Source organism: Prosthecobacter dejongeii (assembly GCF_014203045.1).
Taxonomy (GTDB): Bacteria; Verrucomicrobiota; Verrucomicrobiia; order Verrucomicrobiales; family Verrucomicrobiaceae; genus Prosthecobacter; species Prosthecobacter dejongeii.
This window is the reverse complement of sequence record NZ_JACHIF010000012.1, coordinates 162,566-182,900: the sequence shown is the minus strand read 5'-3', so window position 1 is coordinate 182,900 and position 20,335 is coordinate 162,566. Positions and strand designations below refer to the sequence as shown.

Genomic DNA, 20,335 nt, shown 5'->3' with positions numbered 1-20,335 from the left:
CGTCCCGTTCGCCTGTCATGGGAACGGGTTTGAGAGATCCCATTCGCCCCGCACATTATGAGCAACATCATCGACAAAATTGACTCTGAACAACTCAAGAAAGACGTCGCGTCTTTCCACGTGGGTGACAGTGTGAAAATCCACACCCGAGTCATCGAAGGTGACAAGGAGCGTATTCAGATCTTCGCGGGCATCATCATCTCCCACAAAGGCGCAGGCCTGAATGAAGCATTCACCGTCCGCAAGATTTCTTACGGTGAAGGCGTGGAGCGTGTGTTCCCAGTTCACAGCCCTAAAGTGGCGAAGATCGAAGTCGTGAAGTCTGGCAAAGTCCGCCGTGCACGTCTTCATTATCTGCGTGGCCGTAAGGGCAAGCAGGCCATGACCGTCAAGGAGCAGGCTTACAACAGCGAAGCTTAATCCGCTTCTGGCCTTTTTAGGTCATTCTATTTTTCACAAACACCTCAGCAGACTCTGCTGGGGTGTTTTTGTTTTATGCCTGGAAAGGTAAACAAGCGTGCCGTCTTGGCTACTAGGTGGACGGGGCGGGGACACAAAAAAGACGGCCTCGGTGAAGAGGCCGTCTGATGGAATGCTGGCTTGGACTACTCCACGGTCACGCTCTTGGCAAGGTTGCGCGGTTTGTCCACATCGCAGCCGCGGGCGACGGCGGTGTAATAGGAGAGTAACTGCAGCGGGATCACCGTGAGGAGGGGGCTGAGGTAGGAGGGGCAATCGGGGACGTAGATCACATCCTCGGTGAGGCGTTCCAGCTCGGTGCGACCTTCGGTGGTGACACAGACGACGGGGCCTTTGCGTGCCAGCACTTCTTCGATGTTGCTGACGTTCTTATCGAACACGGCATCATCCGGTGCGATGAAGATGGAGGGCATGTCCGGCTTCACCAGGGCGATGACGCCGTGCTTTAGCTCGGCACTGGGGTGACCGCTGGCATAGATGTAGCTGATTTCCTTCATCTTCAGCGCGCCTTCGAGAGCCACGGGATAGTTGGCCTGGCGGCCCATGAAGAGCATGCCTTCGGCGTTTGCGTGTTTCTCGGCGATGGCCTTGATGCGATCCGTCTGCTTGAGGATGCTGGCGATTTTGTCCGGGATGGCTTCCATCTCGTCAATCATCTCCATGCCATCGGCGGTAGAGAGGTGATGGATGCGGCCAAAGAGCATGCCAAGGAGGTTCATGATCATCACCTGGGAGGTGAAGGTCTTCGTCGCTGCCACGCCGATTTCCGGGCCCGCATGGATGTAGCAGCCGCCGTCGCTTTCACGAGCGATGGTGCTGCCCACACTGTTGACGATGCCCAGGCATTTGATGCCTTTGCGCCGCGCTTCACGCATGGCGGCCAGGGTATCAATGGTCTCACCGCTCTGGCTAAGGACGAACTGCAGGGTATTCTTGTCTGCTGGGACGTTGCGATAGCGGAATTCGCTGGCGATCTCCACCTCCGTAGGCACACGGGCCAGGGTCTCGATGACGTATTCACCCACCATGGCTGCGTGGAAGGCCGTGCCACAGCCGCTGAGGATGATGCGGTCTATGCCGCGCAGCTCCTGCGGGGTCATGTTTAGCCCGCCCAGGATGGCCATGCCGTCATCGCGGGAAAGGCGGCCGCGCATGGCATTGCGAAGGGAGTTTGGCTGCTCGAAGATTTCCTTGAGCATGTAATGCGGGAAGTCGCCTTTTTCGGCGTCATCGGCTGTGAATTCCACACGGCTGACTTTCACCTGAGCAATGCCACCATCCATGGAGGTGACGTCATAGCGGTCACTGCTGAGGCTGACGATGTCGTGGTCATTCAGATAAACCACGTCGCGCGTGTGGGCGACGATGGCGGAAACGTCGCTGGCGAGGTAGTGTTCCCCATCGCCCAAGCCGACGACCAGCGGGCTGCCTAGACGAGCGCCGACGATAACTCCGGGAACCTCGGCATGCATGGCTGCGATGCCGTAGGTGCCCTTCACCTTGGCCAAGGCCTGTTTCAGAGCTGTGCGTAGGCGGGTAGGGCCATCGGTTTCATCGCTGGCATCGAAGTAACGTCCCACCATGTGAGCTAGGACTTCGGTATCGGTCTGCGACTCAAAAGTATCACCTTGCGCGAGCAATTGATCGCGGAGTGTCTGGTAGTTCTCAATGACGCCATTGTGGACGAGCACCAGCTTGCCGCCTTGGTCGCGATGGGGGTGGGCATTTTCATCCGTAGGGGCACCGTGAGTGGCCCAGCGGGTGTGGGAGATGCCCGTGCAGCCTTCCGGGGCGATCTCCGCCACGGCCTGCCGCAGGTTATCAATACGGCCCGCCCGTTTGATGATTTCGACTGTGTCACCGCCATTCAGGAGAGCCAGGCCCGCTGAGTCATAGCCGCGATATTCCAGCCTGCGCAGCCCATCCAAAAGGATCGGGCTGGCCTGCCGCTTGCCGATGTAGCCAACAATTCCGCACATAGTGTTCGTTTTACCCGCCGTGCAGCGGGGCCTTCATTCTAGCTGCTAGAATGCCAGCCCGCCAGTGAAAGGGCTAAACTTTACGGGGATTCGTTCAGGAAACTGGAAAATTTTGTTTACTATAAACGATAATTTTAGCAGTTTGGCTGACACAATTCTTCTCAAAAAGAGGTAAACACTCATGGAAAGAAATTTTCGCATGAAATCACCATCTACACTTCTTGCTCGGGCTGCCTTGGTCACAAGTAGCCTTTTTTTAGGCTTGGCCGCATCTCTCCAGGCAGCTCCACCTGCGAATGACAACTTCGCCAATGCGACTGTGTTGGCTTTGGATACCGCGGTTATCGTCAACAATGCCGAAGCCACCCAGGAGACCGATGAGCCCAATCACTCGCGGTTTGGGCGCACAACACTCCGTTCCATCTGGTACCAAACCACACCGACGTTCAGCGGCTACGTGGAGTTGGATACGGCCGGCAGCACTACGGACACGGTTATCGCAGTGTATAAAGGGACGGCTGTCAATAAGCTGACCTTGCTCGATAAAGCCGATGACAACTCTGGTGGCGGCTCACTTGCCAAAATTCGCATTCCGGTGGTCAAGGGCGTGAAGTATGCCATTGCTCTCGATGGCTTCAGCGGAACGGGCAATCTGCAGATCATTATGCGGCCATTGCTCCAGCATGCTTCCACCGTCTTTGAGGCGCCCTTACGTTTTACCAGCACCTTCAGTGGTGCTTTCCTGCCTGACAATGGCAAGCTCTCCCTCACCCTGACTGACAAAGGCAGTGTCAGTGGCAAGGTTTACCTGGGTAACAAAGTCAATTCCTTCGTCTCGGCCATCACGATTGATAAGACCATCCCAATCGTCATTGTCCGGCCTGACAGACTGCCCGTTTTTATCACGGTCAGCTTAGACACTCTCGCCACGGGGCAGCTGAAGCTGGCCGCCGCAGTCGTTGGTGTGATGGGAGATAAAACGCTTAACGTCACGGCTCACCAAGCTCCGAAATTCAATAACCTCAGTCCTTGCCCCCGTGCAGGGAATTACAATTATCGCATCAGCACTTTAACGGATGCTGGATTTGGCCTCTGCCGTCTCAGCATCAGTAGCACGGGACTCTGCAAAGGAACTGGTTTTCTGGGAGACGGCACTCCCTTCACCTATTCGGCACCGTTGCTCAATGATGCCATAAGCGACGTGTTACTGGACATCAAATTGAAGGGCCTGCTTCATCACCATACACCGCTCTACGGTGGCAAAGGCCAAGTCACCTCTTCCGTCAGTCTCAACGTCGTCGCGGCCGATACGCAGGTGACGGGTTCGCTGGGCTGGTTCCGCCCGCCTGCAAAAGCGATCTTTTTGCCTCTGGGCCTCGAAAGCCAAACCCTTGCTTTGGCGGGTAAAAACTATACACCTCCGGCTGCCAATACCCGGGTGGATACCGTCTTCAATGCCAATGGCGGATCCGCTACTTTTGCGGCGGACTCGACCGGGCTGGTCAGTATCAGTCAAGCATTCACCCTCAGCACCACGAACACCTTCCAATTTGCCGTGAACAATCCGAATGCGGTGACTCTCAAACTCGATGCCAAAACGGGCATCGTCACGGGGGGCGCCACCTACACGGGCCAGACGAAGAGTTCACCCCTCCGGGCCATTCTCCTCCCCACAGGCACGCCTGGTGTCACGGCTGGCTTTTACGGATATAATCTGAGGCCCGAACGTGGAGGCAGTGCCACTATCCTTTCGCCTTAAGCCTTCTTGATCCTTCGGCGGCCGTCTGGAGCGTTTCCTTGCTCCGGACTGCCGTCGCGTGCAAAGATTTGGCATGACCTTCGAATTCGCCACCGCCACGCGGATCCTTTTTGGCCGGGGGACGGCTGCGCAACTGCCCGCTCAGACACTCGCTTTCGGTAAAAAAGTCCTCGTGGTCACGGGGCGCGATCCGCAGCGCCACCTGCCGCTGCTCAGGCAACTGGAGGCAGCGGGGCTACTGGTCACCGTTTTCCCCATCGCCACGGAGCCGACGGTGGACGATGCACGCCGGGGAGCTGCCAGTGCCCTGAGTTGCGGTGCCGAGGTGATCATCGGTCTGGGCGGTGGCAGCGCGGTGGATGCAGGCAAGGCAATTGCGGCCCTGGCCCGGCAGCCGCACGATTTGCTGCATTACCTGGAGCTGGTGGGCAAAGGCCTGCCCCTAGAGGCAAAACCCCTTCCCTTCATCGCCGTACCGACCACCGCCGGCACGGGGGCCGAGGTCACCCGCAACGCGGTTCTCGTCAGTGCGGAGCATGGGGTGAAGGCCAGCCTGCGCCATGTCTCCATGCTGCCCACTTTGGCCCTGGTGGACCCTGAACTGGCCCGCGATTGCCCGCCGGATGTCACAGCCGCCAGCGGTATGGATGCCCTGACCCAGTGCCTGGAGGCCTATGTCTCCTGCAAGGCCCAGCCGCTGACGGATGCCCTCTGTGTGGATGGCATCCGCCGGGCGGTGCGCTCCCTGGAAAAAGCCGTGACCGCTGGCCACAATCTGGAAGCGCGGGAGGACCTGGCGCTGGCCGCCGTTTACAGTGGTATGGCCTTGGCCAATGCGGGATTGGGCGCCGTGCATGGCTTTGCCGCGCCCATCGGCGGCAGTTTCAAGGCAGCCCACGGGGCGGTCTGTGCAGCCCTCCTACCACCAGTTTGGGCAGCGAATTGGGCGGTCATCCAAAACGGTGCGCACCCGGCTGCACGTACCCGGTTTGAAACCGTCGCCCGCCTGCTGTTGAACGATGAAGCCGCTACGCCCGATCAGGCGACAGACTTTTTGCAGGACCTCTCTCAGCGTCTCGGCATCCCCACTTTGGGCAGTCATGGCATCACTGAAAACCATCTGGAGGAGATCGCCACGCAGGCCGCCAAGGCCAGCAGCATGAAGGGTAATCCTGTGCCGCTGACGCACGATGAGCTTCTTGAAATTCTCCGTGCTGCCTTGTGACGAGCAACGCGGGCGCAGGTGCAGACAATTCAGGATGAAGAAGCCACGACGCGGGAGCGTTGGTTTAATAAGTATTTTAAAAGACTATTTAAAGGCAGTCCGCTCTCCATCATGCGTCTTCCCTTGCTCCTCACCTTGCTGCCGCTTCTGGCCGTGGCGGAGGAGGAGTATGAATTGCCGCCCATTCGCTACTCCGCCACCCAGCCGAAGGACGTGGTGCAGGATCTCCTGCGCCGCATGCAGACTGGTACAGCCCAAGTGAACCGAACGGATGCCTGGACGCTGCTGCGGGATCTGCTGAAGCAGTTTCACATCCCCGAAGAATCCCAGGTGCTGGTGTTCTCCAAGACCAGCAAGCAGAACGACCGCATCACGCCGCAGACCCCCCGCGTCATCTATTTCGGTGAAGAGGCTTACGTGGGCTACACCCTCGGCGGCTCTATCGAGGTGGCAGCGGTGGACCCTCACCTCGGCCCCATTTTTTATCTGCTGGAGCCTGAGACAGACCCGGAAAAGCCGCTGCCATTTCACCGCGACCAAAGCTGCCTGAGCTGCCACGGGGGCCCCTTCACACCTGGGGTGCCAGGGGTTCTGGTGCGCTCCGTTTTCCCGAGTGCCAGCGGCCACCCCATCCTCAGCCAGGGCAGCACCGTGGTGGATAGTACCACGCCTTTCAGCAACCGCTGGGGCGGCTGGTACGTCACGGGCCAGCATGGCAGCGCCCTTCATCGCGGCAATGTCATCGCCACTGAAAATGCGGACAATACCTGCGACATGCCCCAGGAGCAGGGGGCCAACATCGCCAGTCTAACCAACTTTTTCGATACGCGCCCTTACCCTCGCGCCAGTAGCGACATCGTCGCCCTCATGGTTTTGGAACACCAGACCTCCACGCAAAACGTGCTGACCAAGGCCCACCACACGGTCCTCCGCGCCCTGCACATGCAGCACTCCTTGCAAAAGGAGTTAGGCGAGCCCGTTCAGCCGCAGCCGGTCGGCACGGCGCAACGCATCATCGGCCACAGTGCGGAGGATGTGCTGGATGCCCTGCTTTTTAAAGACGAGGCCGAACTGCCTGAAGGTGGCATCGAAGGTGACGAAGCCTTCCAGGCCGCCTTTGCTCAAGAGACCCCACGCAGCGCCGATGGCCGCAGTTTGAAGGACTTCCAGCTTCTCAATCGTCTGTTCAAATACCGCTGCAGCTACATGATCCACAGCCGCACCTTCACCCAGATGCAGCCCCATTTAAAACAGGCCGTGCTGACCCGGCTGGAGGCGATCTTAAAAGGCGAAGACACCAGCGGGCGCTACGACTACCTGGGTGAATCCGAACGGAAGCACATCCGCACGATCCTGGCAGAGACGCTCAGGAAGTGATACCTGCCACTGCGAGCGGCCCAAGAAAGTACTCCCGAGCTTTAGCTCGCAGAGAGTTAGATAGACAACATGACCAGGAAGGGAGTTGCGGTGCTGTTGCGAGCTAAAGCTCGGGAGTACTTTTTCATCCTCACGTGCTCTGCAGCACCAGCCTCAACGAATCCAGACGGGGGCGGGCGGAGGCGATGGCCTCCTCCAGGGCGGTCATCTGGGTCTTGGCGGCTTCGATTTCCTCAGGGCGCACGTGGTCATTAATCTGGCGCAGGTCTTCCAGGCGATCCACTTCCGCCTGGAGCTGGGCCTTCATCGTCTCGGTCGCCTCGGCAATCAGCTTGGCCATTTCGGCCTCGGCCAGCTTGCGGGACTTGCCCAGCATGGCGGGGAAGATTTTGCGTTTGATGCCGGCGTTTTCCAGCAGGCGTGTCGGGCTGCCTTTTTCGATCTTCGCGTGCATGTAGCCCGCGTCGTCACCCCGGTCTTTGTTGGTGTGATCCACCACGATGCGGATGGGCACGGCGGCCAGGAAACGGTCCACATGCAGGGCGGTGGGGGCGATGCATTCGACGACGAAATGCGTCTCTAAAATCAGGCCTTCGCTGCCAGCGCTGCGCCAGAGGCCGAAGCTGCTGTTGCCGCTTTCGCTGCCTAACAAAAGATCCAACGCACCACGGACCATCGGGTGATCCTGGGTGAGGAAGGCCATGTTTTCACGCGACAGGGCGCGGGTGCGTTCAAAGCTGGCCAGCAGACCTTCGTCTGGCAGAGCGGGGAATTTATCCGTGGTGAGGTGGGCGGGCATCAGCACGTAGCTGCGGTTGCCATGCTCCTCCACATGCAGGCCAAAGTGGTCCACGAGACGGATGAAAAATTCTTCGAATTCAGTGTCGGCATCTTGAGCGCGGATGGCTTCGATGACGGCTTCGGCGCGCTCCGGTTTGCAGGAGTTCAGCTCCAGCAGACGGTCGTGACCCTTTTCGAGTTTGGCCGTCACCAGCTTGCGCTGTTCTTGAGATTTTTTGATGAAGGCTTTCAGCGGAGCCGCCTTCATGGAGGCCAGTAGCGGGGCCAATTCTTCGCGCAGGGACTCGACGATCTCCGTCGCGCCATGCAGGTTTTTCTCAAAGGCGTTCAGGCCCTCGTGGTACCAACGGGCCAGCACCTCCTCGCCACTGGCCTTGATGTAAGGCACGTGGATGTGAATGGTCGTCGTCTGGCCGATGCGGTCAAGACGACCGATGCGCTGCTCCAAAAGCTCCGGATCTTCCGGCAGGTCAAAGAGCACGAGGTGATGCGCGAACTGGAAGTTGCGCCCCTCACTGCCGATCTCGGAACACAGCAGGATGCGGGCCCCATCTTCTTCGGCAAAGTAGGCAGCCTGGCGGTCGCGCTGCATCAGCGTAAGACCTTCATGGAAGAGGGCGGCATTAACGTTGATCTCATGCAGCAGCTTCTCATGCACCTGCTCGGCCAGCTTGCGCGTGCGGCAGATCAGCAGGACTTTTTCTTCGCCCAGTTCCTTCAGCAGCTTGGCCAGCCACTTGACTTTGGCCTCTAAAGGCTCGTCCCCACCGGTCAGCGGCACCAGTTTGGCCTCTCGCTCTGGGAAACCCGTGAGGGCAGCGCGGGTGTTGCGGAACATGACGCGGCCCGTGCCGAATTCATCCAGCAGGGAAGAGATCAGTTTTTCACGCGCATCTTCAGCGCCTTTTTTCAGGGCGGTGAGTTGCTCCTTCAGGTGTGGTGACTTCCTAACAAAGAGTTTTTCATCCGCTGCCGTGAGGTTCTTGCCCGAGGCCAGACGATCCATGGCCTTAGCCACTTCTTCATAGTGACCAGATTCGGCTAGGAATTGCTCCAGGTCCGCGTAGCGATTCGAGTCGAGCAAACGCAGACGGGCGAAGTGCCCCTCAGGCCCGAGCTGTTGTGGGGTCGCGGTAAGAAGCAGGAGCCCCGGGATCTTCGAGGTGAGATTTTCCACCAGCGAGTAGGAAGGGCTGACCGCTTGCGCGCTCCATTCCAGGTGATGCGCTTCATCCACCACCAGGAGGTCCCAGCCCGCCTCTGCGGCCTGAGCGGCGCGGCTTGCGGAATTCGCCAGAAAGCTGGTGCTGCAAAGAATGAGTTGGCTTTCCAGGAAGGGATTGACGCCCTCTTCCTCGGTCTCCAGCACGTCGCAGCGGTCTTCGTCGTAAATGGAGAAGGTCAGGTGGAAGCGGCGGTAGAGCTCGACGAACCATTGATGTACCAGCGGCTCCGGCACCAGGATGAGGATGCGCTCGGCCCGACCCGTGAGATGCAGGCGATGCAGAATGAGGCTGGCCTCGATGGTCTTGCCCAGGCCCACTTCATCCGCCAGCAGCACGCGTGGCACCAAACGGCTGGCCACTTCATTGGCGATGTACATCTGGTGCGGCAGCAGGTCCACACGGCCCCCGCAGAAACCGCGCACGGTGGATTGGCGCATGGCCGCACGGCGTTTCAGGGCCTCAATGCGCAGGTCAAAATTCCGCAGCTCATCAATCTGCCCAGCCATGAGACGATCCTCAGGCTTGCTGAAGCTGATGGTGTCGGACAGTTCGGCCTCGCTCACTTCACGGTCCGTGCCGATGTAAAAGAGCATGCCTTTGCGGTCTTCCACGGACTCCACTTCCAGCGTTTTGCCGTCGTGGGTTTTGATGGTGTCGCCAGCCATGAAGTGAACACGGCGGAGAGGGGCGGTCTTGATGGCGTACTGGCGATGCCCGCCTGCAGCCGGGAAAAAGATCTCCACCCGGCCGAATTCGGCCTTCATCACCACACCGAGTCCGAGTTCAGGTTCGCTATCGCTGACCCAGCGTTGTCCAGGGAGAGGTTGTTCCATTGAATAAAGAAAAAGGGGGCCGCGATGGTAGGGGCTGTGCGGCGGAGTGCAAGGGGTTTACGATTTCACGCGAACTGCGTGTGACAGGAAGATCGGTTCTGGCCTCACACCCTCGCTTGCCCTCAGAGGTGTCTGGGCTTAACACTGAGATTCTCTTTTTTCCGACCGTGAAGCCCTACTACATCACCACCGCCATTGACTACACGAACGCACCGCCGCACATCGGCCATGCTTATGAAAAGGTGCTGGCGGATGTGATGGCCCGCTTTCAGCGGCAAAATGGGCGCGAGGTGTATTTCCTCACAGGCGTGGATCAGCACGGCCAGAAGGTGCAAAAGAGCGCCGAAAAAGCCGGACTTTCCCCTCAGGATTTCGTGGATGGAGTCACTCAGCATTTCACGGCCCTTTGGGACAAACTGAACGTGCGTTATGACGGCTGGGCCGCCACGACGGACCCCGTCCACAAGCGTGTGGTGCAGGCCATGCTGCAAAAGCTGCACGATGAGGGCCAGCTCTACAAACAAAGTTATACCGGCTTTTACAGCCTGCGTCAGGAGCAGTTCCTGACGGACAAAGAACGCGGCCCCGATGGCAAATTCGGCGAAGAGTGGGGGGAGGTGCAGGAGCTGGAAGAAGAGAACTGGTACTTCCGCCTGAGCGATCACGTGGAGTGGCTGAAAGGCTACATCAAGAGCCACCCAGATTTCATCTTCCCGGCGCATCGTGCGAACGATGTCCTTAATGCTTTGGAAGGCACGCCCCAGGATCTCTGCATCAGCCGCCCGATTGAGCGCCTGACCTGGGGAATTCCCCTGCCGTTTGACCCCAACTTTGTGAACTTCGTCTGGTTTGATGCTCTGACCAATTACATCAGCTTTGCCGGTTACATGGCGGATGAGTGTGGCAACCCTGGGCTGCCAAATTTCAGCACACTGTGGCCTTCGGAAGCCCACGTCATCGGCAAGGACATCCTCGTTCCGGCGCACGCTGTTTACTGGCCCATCATGCTGCACGCTCTCGGTTTCAGCGATGAGCAGATCCCACGCCTCATCGTCCACGGCTGGTGGAATGTGAAGGGCTCCAAGATGAGCAAGAGCCTGGGCAATGTGATTGATCCGAATGTGCTCGCAGGTACCTTCACGCCGGATGGTCTGCGCTACTATTTGATGCGCGACATCTCCACCGGTTATGACAGCGACTTCAGCGATGAGCGCATCATCATGTCCTATAACAAGGAGCTCGCCGGCGGCCTGGGCAACCTGCTGAACCGCAGCATCAACATGGCGCAGAAGTACCGCAACGGCGTGCTCTCCCCAGGTAGCTACGACGATGCGGAAAATGCCGCGTTGCGTCAGGTGGTGGAGCAGGCCACGCCTGAATACGTCAAGCAGATGGAAGGCTGGGCCATGGACGACGGCATTGCCGCCGCGTGGAAGATCGTCTCCGCCGCGAATGCGTATGTGGACAGCACCAAGCCCTTCTCCCTGGCCAAAGATCCAGCGAATGCCGCCCGCCTCGACAGCGTGCTTTATCACCTGGCTGAGGCTTGGGTGCACGTGAGCGTGCTGCTGAACCCCATCATGCCCGATGCCATGGCCGCTGCCCGGGCGCAGATCGGCTGGCAGATGCCAGAAGGTTTCCTGTTCAGCGACCTGAAGTGGGGCATGCTCAAGGACGGTCACCAGCTCGGCACGCCTGTGCCGCTCTTCCCTCGCCTAGAGACCCCTGCGGCTGAGTAAATCCGATGCCGCAGGGCACCTCCGCGCCTCCCCTCCACATGCTCGACTTTGCCAGCATCCTCACCGTCGTCCTGCCCGTGTACCTCACGATGGTCACAGGCGCGGCGGCGAGAAAGCTGCGCATCCTGCCCCAGGAGGCGGATGCCGGGCTGATGCGGCTAGCCATCACCATCCTCACGCCCTGCCTCATCCTGGAGCGGGTGGTGGGGAACGAGGCGGTGATGAAACCCGGGCCCGTCATCGTGGCCGCCAGCCTGGGTTTTGGCCTCGTCGTACTAGGCCTCGCGATTTCTTATTTTGTCGCCCCGCTCATCGGCTTGAAGCTGCATGAGGGCCGTCGTACCTTTGCGGTGTCCTGCGGCCTGCAGAACTACGGTTTCGTGGCCATCCCCATCGTCACCGCCCTGTTTCCAGAAAAGGGCACACTGGGCGTTATGTTTACCTTCACGTTAGGCGTGGAACTGGCCTGCTGGACCGCCTGTGTTGGCCTGCTCACCGGCCTGGATAAGGCCCCGTGGAAACTGGCGCTGAACCCGCCCGTCATCACCATTTTGCTCGCGTTACTGCTGAACTTCAGTGGCCTGCATGGTTACATTCCGGAGGTGGTGCATCTCACCCTTGGCATGATGGGGGCTTGTGCTGTGCCACTGGCGGTCATGATCATTGGGGCCTCCATTGCGGACATCTGGGGGCAGGAGCGTATGCGTTGGTCCATCGCCGTCATGGCCCCCGTTCTGCGGCTGGCCATCATCCCGCTGGCCTTCCTGGCGGCGGCCATTTATCTGCCGTTGGAGCTTCAGCTCAAACGCATCCTCATCGTCCAGGGGGCCATGCCCAGTGCCGTGTTTAGCATCATGATCGCGCGTCACTACGGCGGCCATGCGCCCACCGCTGTGCAGTGCGTGCTCGCCACCACGGTGGTCAGCCTAGCCACGGCTCCTGTGCTCATCGCCTGGGCTTTGAAGATGCTGGAATTGTGAGCGGGATATGGCGAGAAACAACGCATCAGGCGCTGCAAGTAACTCCGGTCCCAGGGATGATGGCGGGACGCCATCACGTCTTGAACCTCTTGGACTTTCGAATTGGAAGACCGATGAGAACCTTGTCTAGGCGTGTGGGTTTCTGGATTCATCACCGGGGGGGTGAGCCCATTCCAGCACTGCGGACGATGGTTTGTCGAGATCCAATCGGGGTTCGTGTTAGCCACCGATGAGGATCTTTGCCTGCAAAGTACTCCCGAGCTTTAGGTCGGAAGGTGTCGCAGCAGCAGGATCAGGCGAGCTAAAGCTCGGGAGTACTTTTTGGGAAGCGGTCCTACCGCTTTGCCTCATAGTAGCGAAACTCGAGGGCGTCGGTTTCTTCGAGGACTTCTTTGAGGTCAAACAGGTGCTCAAAGGGCGGCAGGAAGGTATCGCCTTCGTGGGCTTCTTTAACGAGGGTCAAGTAGAGGCCATCGCACTGGGGCAGGAGCTCGGCATAGACTTGGGCTCCGCCAATGACGAAGAGGGTTTTTGCCTCCGGGCAGACGCCGGGCAGTTCGGCCACATCGCGGATGACAGTCAGGCCTTCGCGGGGTTCCATCGTGCGGCTGAGGACGATGTTTTGACGGCCCGGCAGGGGGCGGCCGATGGATTCATAGGTGGTCCGGCCCATGAGGATGGGATGGCCCAGGGTGGTGCGTTTGAAGAACTTCAGGTCCTCGGGGAAATGCCAGGGCAGGGTGCCGGCGCGACCAATGACGCGGTTGCTGGCCATGGCGACGATGGCGATGAGGCGGGGGCAGGGCATCACGGGGCTTTCACTCCTGGCAGTTTCACCTTGGCTACGTAGATGCTGGTCTTGCCTTCGTGGCTGGAATAGTAGCTGACGTAAAGGTGCCCTTCATGCCAGGCTAGGCCGGGGTAGCTGCAATCGCCGCCGCTGGGCAGTTCCAGCAGGGGAGCGAGGCTGGTGGGGGTCATTTTATAGAGCACCATGTGGGGGCCGGGGGTTTTGCCAAAGCCACGTGAGCCTGCGATGAGGCTGCCATCGGGGAGCTCGATGAAATTCGGGCCACCGAGAGGCACCGGGAGCTGAGTCCACTTCCATTCGCGATAGGGTGCGGTCGCGACGCCGATAGCGCCTTTGCGGTCGCCCGATTCACGGCGCACCAGGGCCACGGCGCTGCCGTCTTTCAGAAATCGCATGGTGGCTTCATTCGGCTGGCCGGGCACCTGCATGAGAGAGGAAAGCTGCCACACGCTGCCGTCGTTGCTGGTGTAAGATTTCAGTGACCACTCGGGCTCAAATTTGGGGCCGCCGGTGGTCGGGTAGCAGTTGTAGGCCACGCCGTAGAATTTTTTGTCGGTGGGATTCACCGTGCTGCGCCACAGCCAGTCGCCCTCGGCCAGGAGCTTTTGCGGGGGTGTCCACACCTTGCCATCAATGGAGGTCGAGTAGCGTGGGCGGCGACCTTTCAGCTCGCTGCCTTCATAGATGGAGCCGCCGCAGAGCAGGTACAGCCGCTTGCCATCGGGGGTGATTTCCAGCTTCGGATCGCGCAGGTCCACGCCTTTTTCGGCGATGGTGGCGTAGTCCACCCAGTTTTCACCGGTGGCGGAGATGATGATGCGGATGACGCCATCCCCGCCGACATGGCCATCTCCCTCGCGGAAGCAGCAGAAGAACAGGTTCTTGAAGCGGATGAGGTCCGTGAAGGCTTGGTGGGGGGCTTTGTCCCAGACCTTCTGCACCGAAAGGATTTCTGCCTCGGGAGCCTGTGCGGCAGCACCAAGGGCGAGGACAAGAGAGAGCAAGGGAGCGAGGACGAACTTCATGATCGTCTTTACGTGTAACCGCCCGCCAGTCCTTCGGGCAAATGAAAAAGGCGGCATCGTGGAGAACGATGCCGCCTTTGGAAGGAGATTCGGGGACTTACTGAGCGTTGGCCCAGTCAATCGCTGCCCGGCAGATTTCCCAGAAGCTACCGCTTTCCAGGCTGGCACCGCCGACGAGGGCACCGTCCACGTCTTTCTGGCTGATCAGCTCGGCCATGTTGTTAGGCTTCACACTGCCGCCGTACTGGATGCGCAGTTTCTGGGCGGTGTCTTCGCCAAACATGTCGGTGAGGACGCTGCGGGTGAAGGCGTGGGCATCCTGGGCCTGCTGAGGGCTGGCGGTGCGGCCCGTGCCGATGGCCCAGACGGGCTCATAAGCGATGACGCAGTCCAGCACACGGCGGGCACCGACTTCGGCCAGGGATTCGCGAAGCTGGCTTTCGAGGACTTTCTCGATGAGGCCGCCGTCGCGTTCTTCCAGGGTTTCACCGATGCAAAGGATGGGGTGCAGGCGGGCTTCCAGAGCGGCGAGGACCTTGGCATTGATGGTGGCGTTGGTTTCACCAAAGATGCTGCGGCGCTCACTGTGGCCGAGGATGACGTGGCGGCAACCGCACTCCTTGACCATGCGTGCATTGATCTCACCGGTGTAGGCGCCGCCGGCGTGTTGACTCATGTTCTGGGCAGCCAATTCCACGACTTCTTCGCGGGCATTCATGAGCACGTCCTGCGCCTTGGCCAGGCTGACGAAAGGCGGGGCGACGACGATCTGCACGGGGCACTTTTCAGGCACCAGACGGGAGAAGGAACGGAGGAAATCGTCCGTCTCCTGGGGCGTCATGTGCATCTTCCAGTTGGCAGCGATGATGGGCTTGCGGAAGTAAATCATAGGGAGGTGGCAGTTGTTTGCTATTGTTGGCAGTTGTTTGCTATTGTTTTGGGGCAGTAGTGCGGGCGATTTCAGTTCAGGCAAACCATCGCCAACAATCGCCAGCCACTGCGAACAACAGCAAACCGGGAGTCTTATTTTTCCTGGAGGCAGGCCACGCCGGGGAGGATTTTGCCTTCGAGGAGTTCCAGGGAGGCACCGCCACCGGTGGAGATGAAGGTCATTTTGTCGGCCAGTTTGGCCTTCTTCACGGCCTTCACGCTGTCACCACCACCGATGATGGTCTTGGCGCTGGTGTTTTCGGCGATGGCGGCTGCCACGTCGAAGCTGCCTTTGGAGGACTCCTTGATTTCGAACACGCCCATGGGGCCGTTCCAGATGACGGTCTTCGCCTTGGCGATTTCTTCGGAGAAAAGCTTCACGGACTCAGGACCGATGTCCACACCCTCCCAGCCTTCGGGGATGTTTTCATTCACGCCGGTGTATTTGGTGGTGCCCAGTTTTTTGGCATCGAAGTCGAAGGCATCGGTGATCATTGCGTCCACCGGGATCAGCAGCTTCACGCCACGCTCCTTGGCCTTATCAATGGCGGCCTGGGCGATCGGCTCCCACTCGGGTTTGTAGAGGCTTTTGCCGATGGTGATGCCCTGGACGATCTTGCGAAAGGTGTAGGCCATGCCGCCACCGATGATGATGGTATCGGCCTTTTCCAGGAGGCGATTGATGACCTCGATCTTGTCATTCACCTTGGCTCCGCCAAGGATGACCACGAAGGGACGCTCAGGATTTTCCAGCTCGTCATGCAGGTAGGTCAGCTCCTTTTCCATGAGCAAACCGGAGACGGCTGGGAGGTAATCGGCCACGCCAGCGGTGGAGCTGTGGGCGCGGTGAGCAGAACCAAAGGCGTCATTGACGAAGATTTCTGCCAGATCAGCGAGGCCCTTGGCGCGCTCGGCATCGTTCTTTTCTTCACCCGCGTGGAAGCGGGTGTTTTCCAGCAGCAGCACGCCGCCGGCTGGGAGCGCCAGGGCTTTGGCCTTGGCAGCTTCGCCGATGGTTTCGTCGGAAAACTCGACTTTCGTACCCAGCAGTTCGCTCAGGGCCGGGGCCACAGGGGCCAGGGACTGCTTCGGATCACGCTGGCCTTTCGGGCGGCCCAGGTGGCTGCAAAGGATGACTTTGGCACCTTTTTCGATGAGGAACTTCAGTGTCGGCAGGGTTTCCTGGATGCGGGTGGCATCCGTGATCACCATCGCGCCGTCTTTTTCGTCGAGAGGCACGTTGAAGTCCACACGGACGAGGACGCGTTTGTTGCTCAGTTCGATGTCGCGGATGGTCTTTTTGGGCATGATTCTGGAGGGTAAATGAAGTCCGCCGGGGACGGCGGGGGAGATGTCTAGCACAGAGCGTGCGGCGCGCCTGTGAAAAATTCAGCAGGAGGCGAGCCAGAGTCTTTCTTCTTGGGTGGAAACCCTATTTATTCAGCGTTGAGACCCATGAATCAGGGGCAACGAGTTATTTCCGCCGCCGCCGCATCAGCAAACCGAACAGGCCGAGACCCAAAAGAAGGACGCGGCTAGGCTCAGGCACGAGGCTGATAGGCGTCTGGCTGCCATTGGCCAGACTGGCGACTTCCCCAGCGGAAAGGGCCCCACTGAAGAGAGCCATCTCATCCAAAAAGCCGATGAAGTTGCGGTCTGACGTACCGCTGCCCTGGCCACCAAAAAAGAAGGTGTTGTTCGTTCCCAGGAGGAAGGAGTTATCCGTGCCCACCAGCACGCCATCGGCATACAGGCTCAGGGTGCCCATGCCATCGTTCAGTCCCGAGGCACTGAAAGTCACGGCCAGGTGGTGCCAAGCATTCAGGTTCATTTTGCCTGTGGCGGTGAGGTTCACATCCACCTCTGGGTAATGCTGAAAGGAGAGGTTGGTGCTGTTTGCTGTGGCCCAGGCATACAGCTCGTTTTCGCCGCCGAATCCATCCCCTGCACCAATGTGGAAGAGGGTGTCATTGGTGGCGACAGACTGCCGATTGTAAAACATTGAGGCAGACCAGCTTTCGTTATTAAAATTGTAGCTGAACCCATTGGCTGGCGTCACGGAGTAGCGCCCGCTTTGGTTGCTCCCGTTAGCCGTGAGGGAGGCGTAGGCCCCGCTGTTGCCATTGGCCGGCGTGGTGGTGAGGATCACCGGTGTCGTCGCCGATCCATTTGCATCATAGATCGCGTTCCGCCCATTGCCGCTTTGGTCCAGCAGATCATTGCCAGAGGCGGTGCCGTCATAATAGACCAGCAAGCTAGCGGCCGGGGCCTGGAGGGCACCGAAAAGGAGGGCCGCGATCAGCGGGAAAAGGATCTTACCAAGCATCACCTTTCTACATACGATTGTGCCCTTTCGCAGTCAACGCGAGGGCTGCCGCATCAAGGGCTAAAGCTTTTGCTCAGGGGGCTGGCGCGTCCCGTTAGGGAAGAGTCAGTAGCAGGTCCACCGCTTCGCCACTGGGGAGCTGGGTGCTCATTTCCTGGTAGCTCCACACCCGGTCTTGTCTCAGAGCACGGGTGCGGATGCGCACGCTGCCCCGGGGGCCCGAAAAGGGGATGGAGATATCCGCACTGCCAGACATGTTCGTGGTGCTGACGCTGCCGACGAAGAACCAGCCCATCTTCATGGGCTCTCCCAGGGCTTGCTGCAGGGCAGGGGAACTTTGGGCGGTCCGCAGCGTCTCCGCACAGGGTTCAGAACTTCGGAGGAAAAGCATCACCACACCGAAAATCGCGACCAAGAAGAACGCCAGCGAGGCAATGATCATGAGACAACCTCCACAGCCCACTGCCACGCCCTTGCCGATGGCGGCATTGTTCTCACGCTGGATGTTCGTGGGATCTCCAAAGGGAGGCGGCTCAGAATTCATGCGGCTTTAGGGAAAGACAAAAAGGGGGACTTGAAAAGCTAAAACGCAGGCATTGCTGGCGTTTCTGGATGCATAAAAATCGTGCGCTGCGGCCTTTTTTTCTAAGGAATCAAGGGTTGCGAAGTGGCTGATACTGAGGCTGTTTGGCAGCCCATGACTGATGGACAAGCTACGGCGGATTTCCTCATTCGTGGCTCGGTGAGCAGGTCTGGTCCTGAGCTTATTCTGGCCACGAAACCCTTTGCTGTGGACAGCACTGCCAGAAGCTGGTGGTACGTCCTTTCGACCACTGCACTGCTGGCCGCAGCCGTGGCTGGTACTCTGCTAGCTCCCCATGGCCTTTTGAAGCTGGGTGCCAGTGTCTTGTCAGGGCTGCTGTTGCTGCGCTTGTTCGTTCTCTATCATGACCAGCAGCACCACGCTATTTTGCCGAAGTCGAAAGTGGCAGAGGGGTTCATGTGGGTTTTTGGCATCCTCTCCCTAAGCCCGAGCAGCATCTGGCGGGCTTCGCACAATCATCATCACAATCACAATTCGAAGATCAAGGGCTCCCACATTGGCTCCTTTCCCATCATGACTCGGGAGCACTTTGAAAAAGCGCGGAAGTCGGCGCGCTGGCTGTATCTTTTCATGCGGCATCCGCTGACGATCCTGCTGGGCTACCTGACGATTTTCATGCACGGCATGTGCCTCCGGCCCTTTGCCATGAAGCCGCGCCAGCACTGGGATTGTCTCATCGCCGTAGTGCTTCACGCGGTGATCGCGGGCTGCCTCATCCGCTTCGCGGGCTGGCAGGCATGGGTGCTCACGCAGATCATTCCGCACTTCATCGCCAGTGCGATCGGCTCCTACCTCTTTTACGCGCAGCATAATTTTCCCAGCGTGACCTTTTACGACAAATCGGGATGGACCTATGACCGCGCCGCGCTGGATTCCTGCAGCTACCTCAAGATGGGGCCCCTGATGGCTTGGTTTTCGGCAAACATCGGCTACCACCACATTCATCATCTGAATGCGCGTGTTCCCTTTTATCGCCTGCCTGAGGTGCTGGAGGCCATCCCCGAACTGAGGAACCCGAAGGTGACGACGTTAAGTCCTCTGGATATCTACCGCTGCCTGCGCCTGAAGGTCTGGGACGTGCAGCAGCAGAAGATGGTGGCGTTGGATGGAACGAATGGGTGACTAGGGTCACTCCGCCATGGGTTCCTCCACCGCACGCGGAGGCTGGCGGTTCTTGGTTTTCCAGCGGTCGTGTACCCAGAACCAGTTGGCGGGATCCCGGCGCACGCCAGCTTCCAGTGCGGCGTTGATATCGCGCATCAGGTCTTCGACGCTCCGGCGCTTGCCGTTTTCTTCCATGCGAAGGGGCTCGCCAATTTCCAAGACCCACTGCCCTAGGCCGACTCGGTAACAGATCGGCACAAAGATGACGCACTTGTAGCGCATGGCGAGGATGACCGGGGCGCGTGTCGTCCAGGCATAATAACCGAGAAAGGGCAACTCAAGGCCGCCGCTGCGATCTGCCTGATCACTGGCCAGAATGAGCAACTTCCCCCCCTCGGCCATCGCCCGTTTTAAATCCTCTGCACCTGTGCGGCGATCCACCAAAATATTGCCTGAGACCGTGCGCATCCGGTAAACGAGTTGGTCGAGCTTCGGCGGGCGGATGCCGCGATAGGTGGCCACCGCTTGATACCCAGGGATCAAAGCGGACATCCGGTTGGCCAGTTCGAAATTGCCGAAGTGGCCGCCAGTAAAAACCCGGTTCACCAGTCGCCCCTCAGCATCCACCGCCCGCACGCCTTCCGCGCCTTTAACAGAGAAGATTTTGAGGAGCTCCGCATCGTTCATGACCATGCCTTTCATGGCGCAGCCATAGACTTCGCCGAGCCGGCGGAAGTTCTCTTGGGCGATGGCGCGGATTTCCTCAGGCGACTTTTCGTGGCCAAAGCACATCGTCAGATTTTTCAGGGCCACGCGGCGATGCCGTGCATCCAGCCAGAAAGCGATCGCACCGCCGCAGCGGCCTAGACGAGCCACCCAGCGGACGGGCAGCGCCTGAATGAAGGCCAGGAATGCACGGACGACGAGATAGAGCAAATTTTCCATGATGAATCGACCGAGGCCGCGCAGGCTGTAAACGTGCCACCTGCACAGGTCAATCATGCCCTTCATTCGCAGGTGAGATGCTGGGTGAGCTGACTCTTTAACAGCTCGAAAAAATACCAACCCTGACTCTAGCGGAAAGCGGGAGGAATCGGATTTTTTGATCAACGCCATTCGCCATGACGATTGGCCGG

General features: G+C 59.2%; 16 protein-coding genes. 7 read left to right on the top strand and 9 right to left on the bottom strand.

Going from position 1 to position 20,335, the window contains the following annotated elements; translation table 11 throughout:
* The first annotated feature begins 57 nt into the window (after window positions 1–57).
* A complete protein-coding gene (gene rplS, locus HNQ64_RS22275; protein WP_184212857.1) occupies window positions 58–420 on the top strand; it encodes a 50S ribosomal protein L19 in 363 nt (120 codons plus the stop codon).
* Window positions 421–605: 185 nt separating this feature from the next.
* On the opposite strand, the gene glmS is transcribed toward rplS, so the two are convergent.
* Window positions 606–2,459 (bottom strand): glutamine--fructose-6-phosphate transaminase (isomerizing), encoded by a 1,854-nt coding sequence (glmS, locus tag HNQ64_RS22270; protein ID WP_184212856.1) that lies wholly within the window; start codon window positions 2,457–2,459, stop codon window positions 606–608.
* A 199-nt stretch (window positions 2,460–2,658) separates the two neighbouring features.
* Here glmS and HNQ64_RS22265 point away from each other — a divergent pair, with 199 nt between their 5' ends.
* The 3 genes from HNQ64_RS22265 (at window position 2,659) to HNQ64_RS22255 (ending at window position 6,820) form a co-directional block, all read left to right on the top strand.
* Entirely contained in the window at window positions 2,659–4,218 is a 1,560-nt protein-coding gene (locus tag HNQ64_RS22265; RefSeq protein WP_184212855.1) for a hypothetical protein, read from the top strand.
* 73 nt (window positions 4,219–4,291) lie between these two features.
* Window positions 4,292–5,443 (top strand): iron-containing alcohol dehydrogenase, encoded by a 1,152-nt coding sequence (locus HNQ64_RS22260; RefSeq protein WP_184212854.1) that lies wholly within the window; start codon window positions 4,292–4,294, stop codon window positions 5,441–5,443.
* A gap of 111 nt (window positions 5,444–5,554) precedes the next feature.
* The gene (locus HNQ64_RS22255) at window positions 5,555–6,820 is read left to right on the top strand and encodes a hypothetical protein (protein ID WP_184212853.1); all 1,266 of its coding nucleotides are present in this window, start codon (window positions 5,555–5,557) and stop codon (window positions 6,818–6,820) included.
* 130 nt (window positions 6,821–6,950) lie between these two features.
* Here the strand turns inward: HNQ64_RS22255 and HNQ64_RS22250 are convergent, their stop codons facing one another.
* On the bottom strand, window positions 6,951–9,680 hold the full coding sequence (locus tag HNQ64_RS22250; protein WP_184212852.1) for a helicase-related protein: 2,730 nt from the start codon (window positions 9,678–9,680) through the stop codon (window positions 6,951–6,953).
* Window positions 9,681–9,847: 167 nt separating this feature from the next.
* Between HNQ64_RS22250 and metG the strand changes: the two genes are divergently transcribed.
* Together metG and HNQ64_RS22240 are read left to right on the top strand one after the other, a co-directional pair.
* The gene (gene metG / locus HNQ64_RS22245) at window positions 9,848–11,419 is read left to right on the top strand and encodes a methionine--tRNA ligase (protein WP_184212851.1); all 1,572 of its coding nucleotides are present in this window, start codon (window positions 9,848–9,850) and stop codon (window positions 11,417–11,419) included.
* 38 nt (window positions 11,420–11,457) lie between these two features.
* Window positions 11,458–12,399, top strand: a complete 942-nt coding sequence (locus HNQ64_RS22240) for an AEC family transporter (protein ID WP_184212850.1) — start codon at window positions 11,458–11,460, stop codon at window positions 12,397–12,399.
* A 334-nt stretch (window positions 12,400–12,733) separates the two neighbouring features.
* Here HNQ64_RS22240 and HNQ64_RS22235 read toward each other — a convergent pair whose 3' ends face one another.
* The 6 genes from HNQ64_RS22235 to HNQ64_RS22210 all read right to left on the bottom strand — a co-directional run bounded on the left by HNQ64_RS22235 (window position 12,734) and on the right by HNQ64_RS22210 (window position 18,035).
* Window positions 12,734–13,207 (bottom strand): dihydrofolate reductase, encoded by a 474-nt coding sequence (locus HNQ64_RS22235; RefSeq protein WP_184212849.1) that lies wholly within the window; start codon window positions 13,205–13,207, stop codon window positions 12,734–12,736.
* Window positions 13,207–14,235, bottom strand: a complete 1,029-nt coding sequence (locus HNQ64_RS22230; protein ID WP_184212848.1) for an exo-alpha-sialidase — start codon at window positions 14,233–14,235, stop codon at window positions 13,207–13,209. The genes HNQ64_RS22235 and HNQ64_RS22230 overlap by 1 nt, the downstream gene beginning before the upstream one ends.
* Before the next feature lie 97 nt (window positions 14,236–14,332).
* Window positions 14,333–15,124, bottom strand: coding sequence for a triose-phosphate isomerase (tpiA, locus tag HNQ64_RS22225; RefSeq protein ID WP_184212847.1), 792 nt, complete (start codon window positions 15,122–15,124; stop codon window positions 14,333–14,335).
* Between the two features lie 134 nt (window positions 15,125–15,258).
* On the bottom strand, window positions 15,259–16,473 hold the full coding sequence (locus HNQ64_RS22220) for a phosphoglycerate kinase (protein ID WP_184212846.1): 1,215 nt from the start codon (window positions 16,471–16,473) through the stop codon (window positions 15,259–15,261).
* A 166-nt stretch (window positions 16,474–16,639) separates the two neighbouring features.
* Entirely contained in the window at window positions 16,640–17,491 is an 852-nt protein-coding gene (locus HNQ64_RS22215; protein ID WP_184212869.1) for a LamG domain-containing protein, read from the bottom strand.
* A gap of 94 nt (window positions 17,492–17,585) precedes the next feature.
* Window positions 17,586–18,035 (bottom strand): cytochrome c oxidase assembly factor Coa1 family protein, encoded by a 450-nt coding sequence (locus HNQ64_RS22210; RefSeq protein WP_184212845.1) that lies wholly within the window; start codon window positions 18,033–18,035, stop codon window positions 17,586–17,588.
* Between the two features lie 153 nt (window positions 18,036–18,188).
* Here HNQ64_RS22210 and HNQ64_RS22205 point away from each other — a divergent pair, with 153 nt between their 5' ends.
* Entirely contained in the window at window positions 18,189–19,217 is a 1,029-nt protein-coding gene (locus tag HNQ64_RS22205; RefSeq protein WP_184212844.1) for a fatty acid desaturase family protein, read from the top strand.
* A 6-nt stretch (window positions 19,218–19,223) separates the two neighbouring features.
* On the opposite strand, the gene HNQ64_RS22200 is transcribed toward HNQ64_RS22205, so the two are convergent.
* On the bottom strand, window positions 19,224–20,201 hold the full coding sequence (locus HNQ64_RS22200) for a lysophospholipid acyltransferase family protein (RefSeq protein ID WP_184212843.1): 978 nt from the start codon (window positions 20,199–20,201) through the stop codon (window positions 19,224–19,226).
* Window positions 20,202–20,335 lie beyond the last annotated feature (134 nt).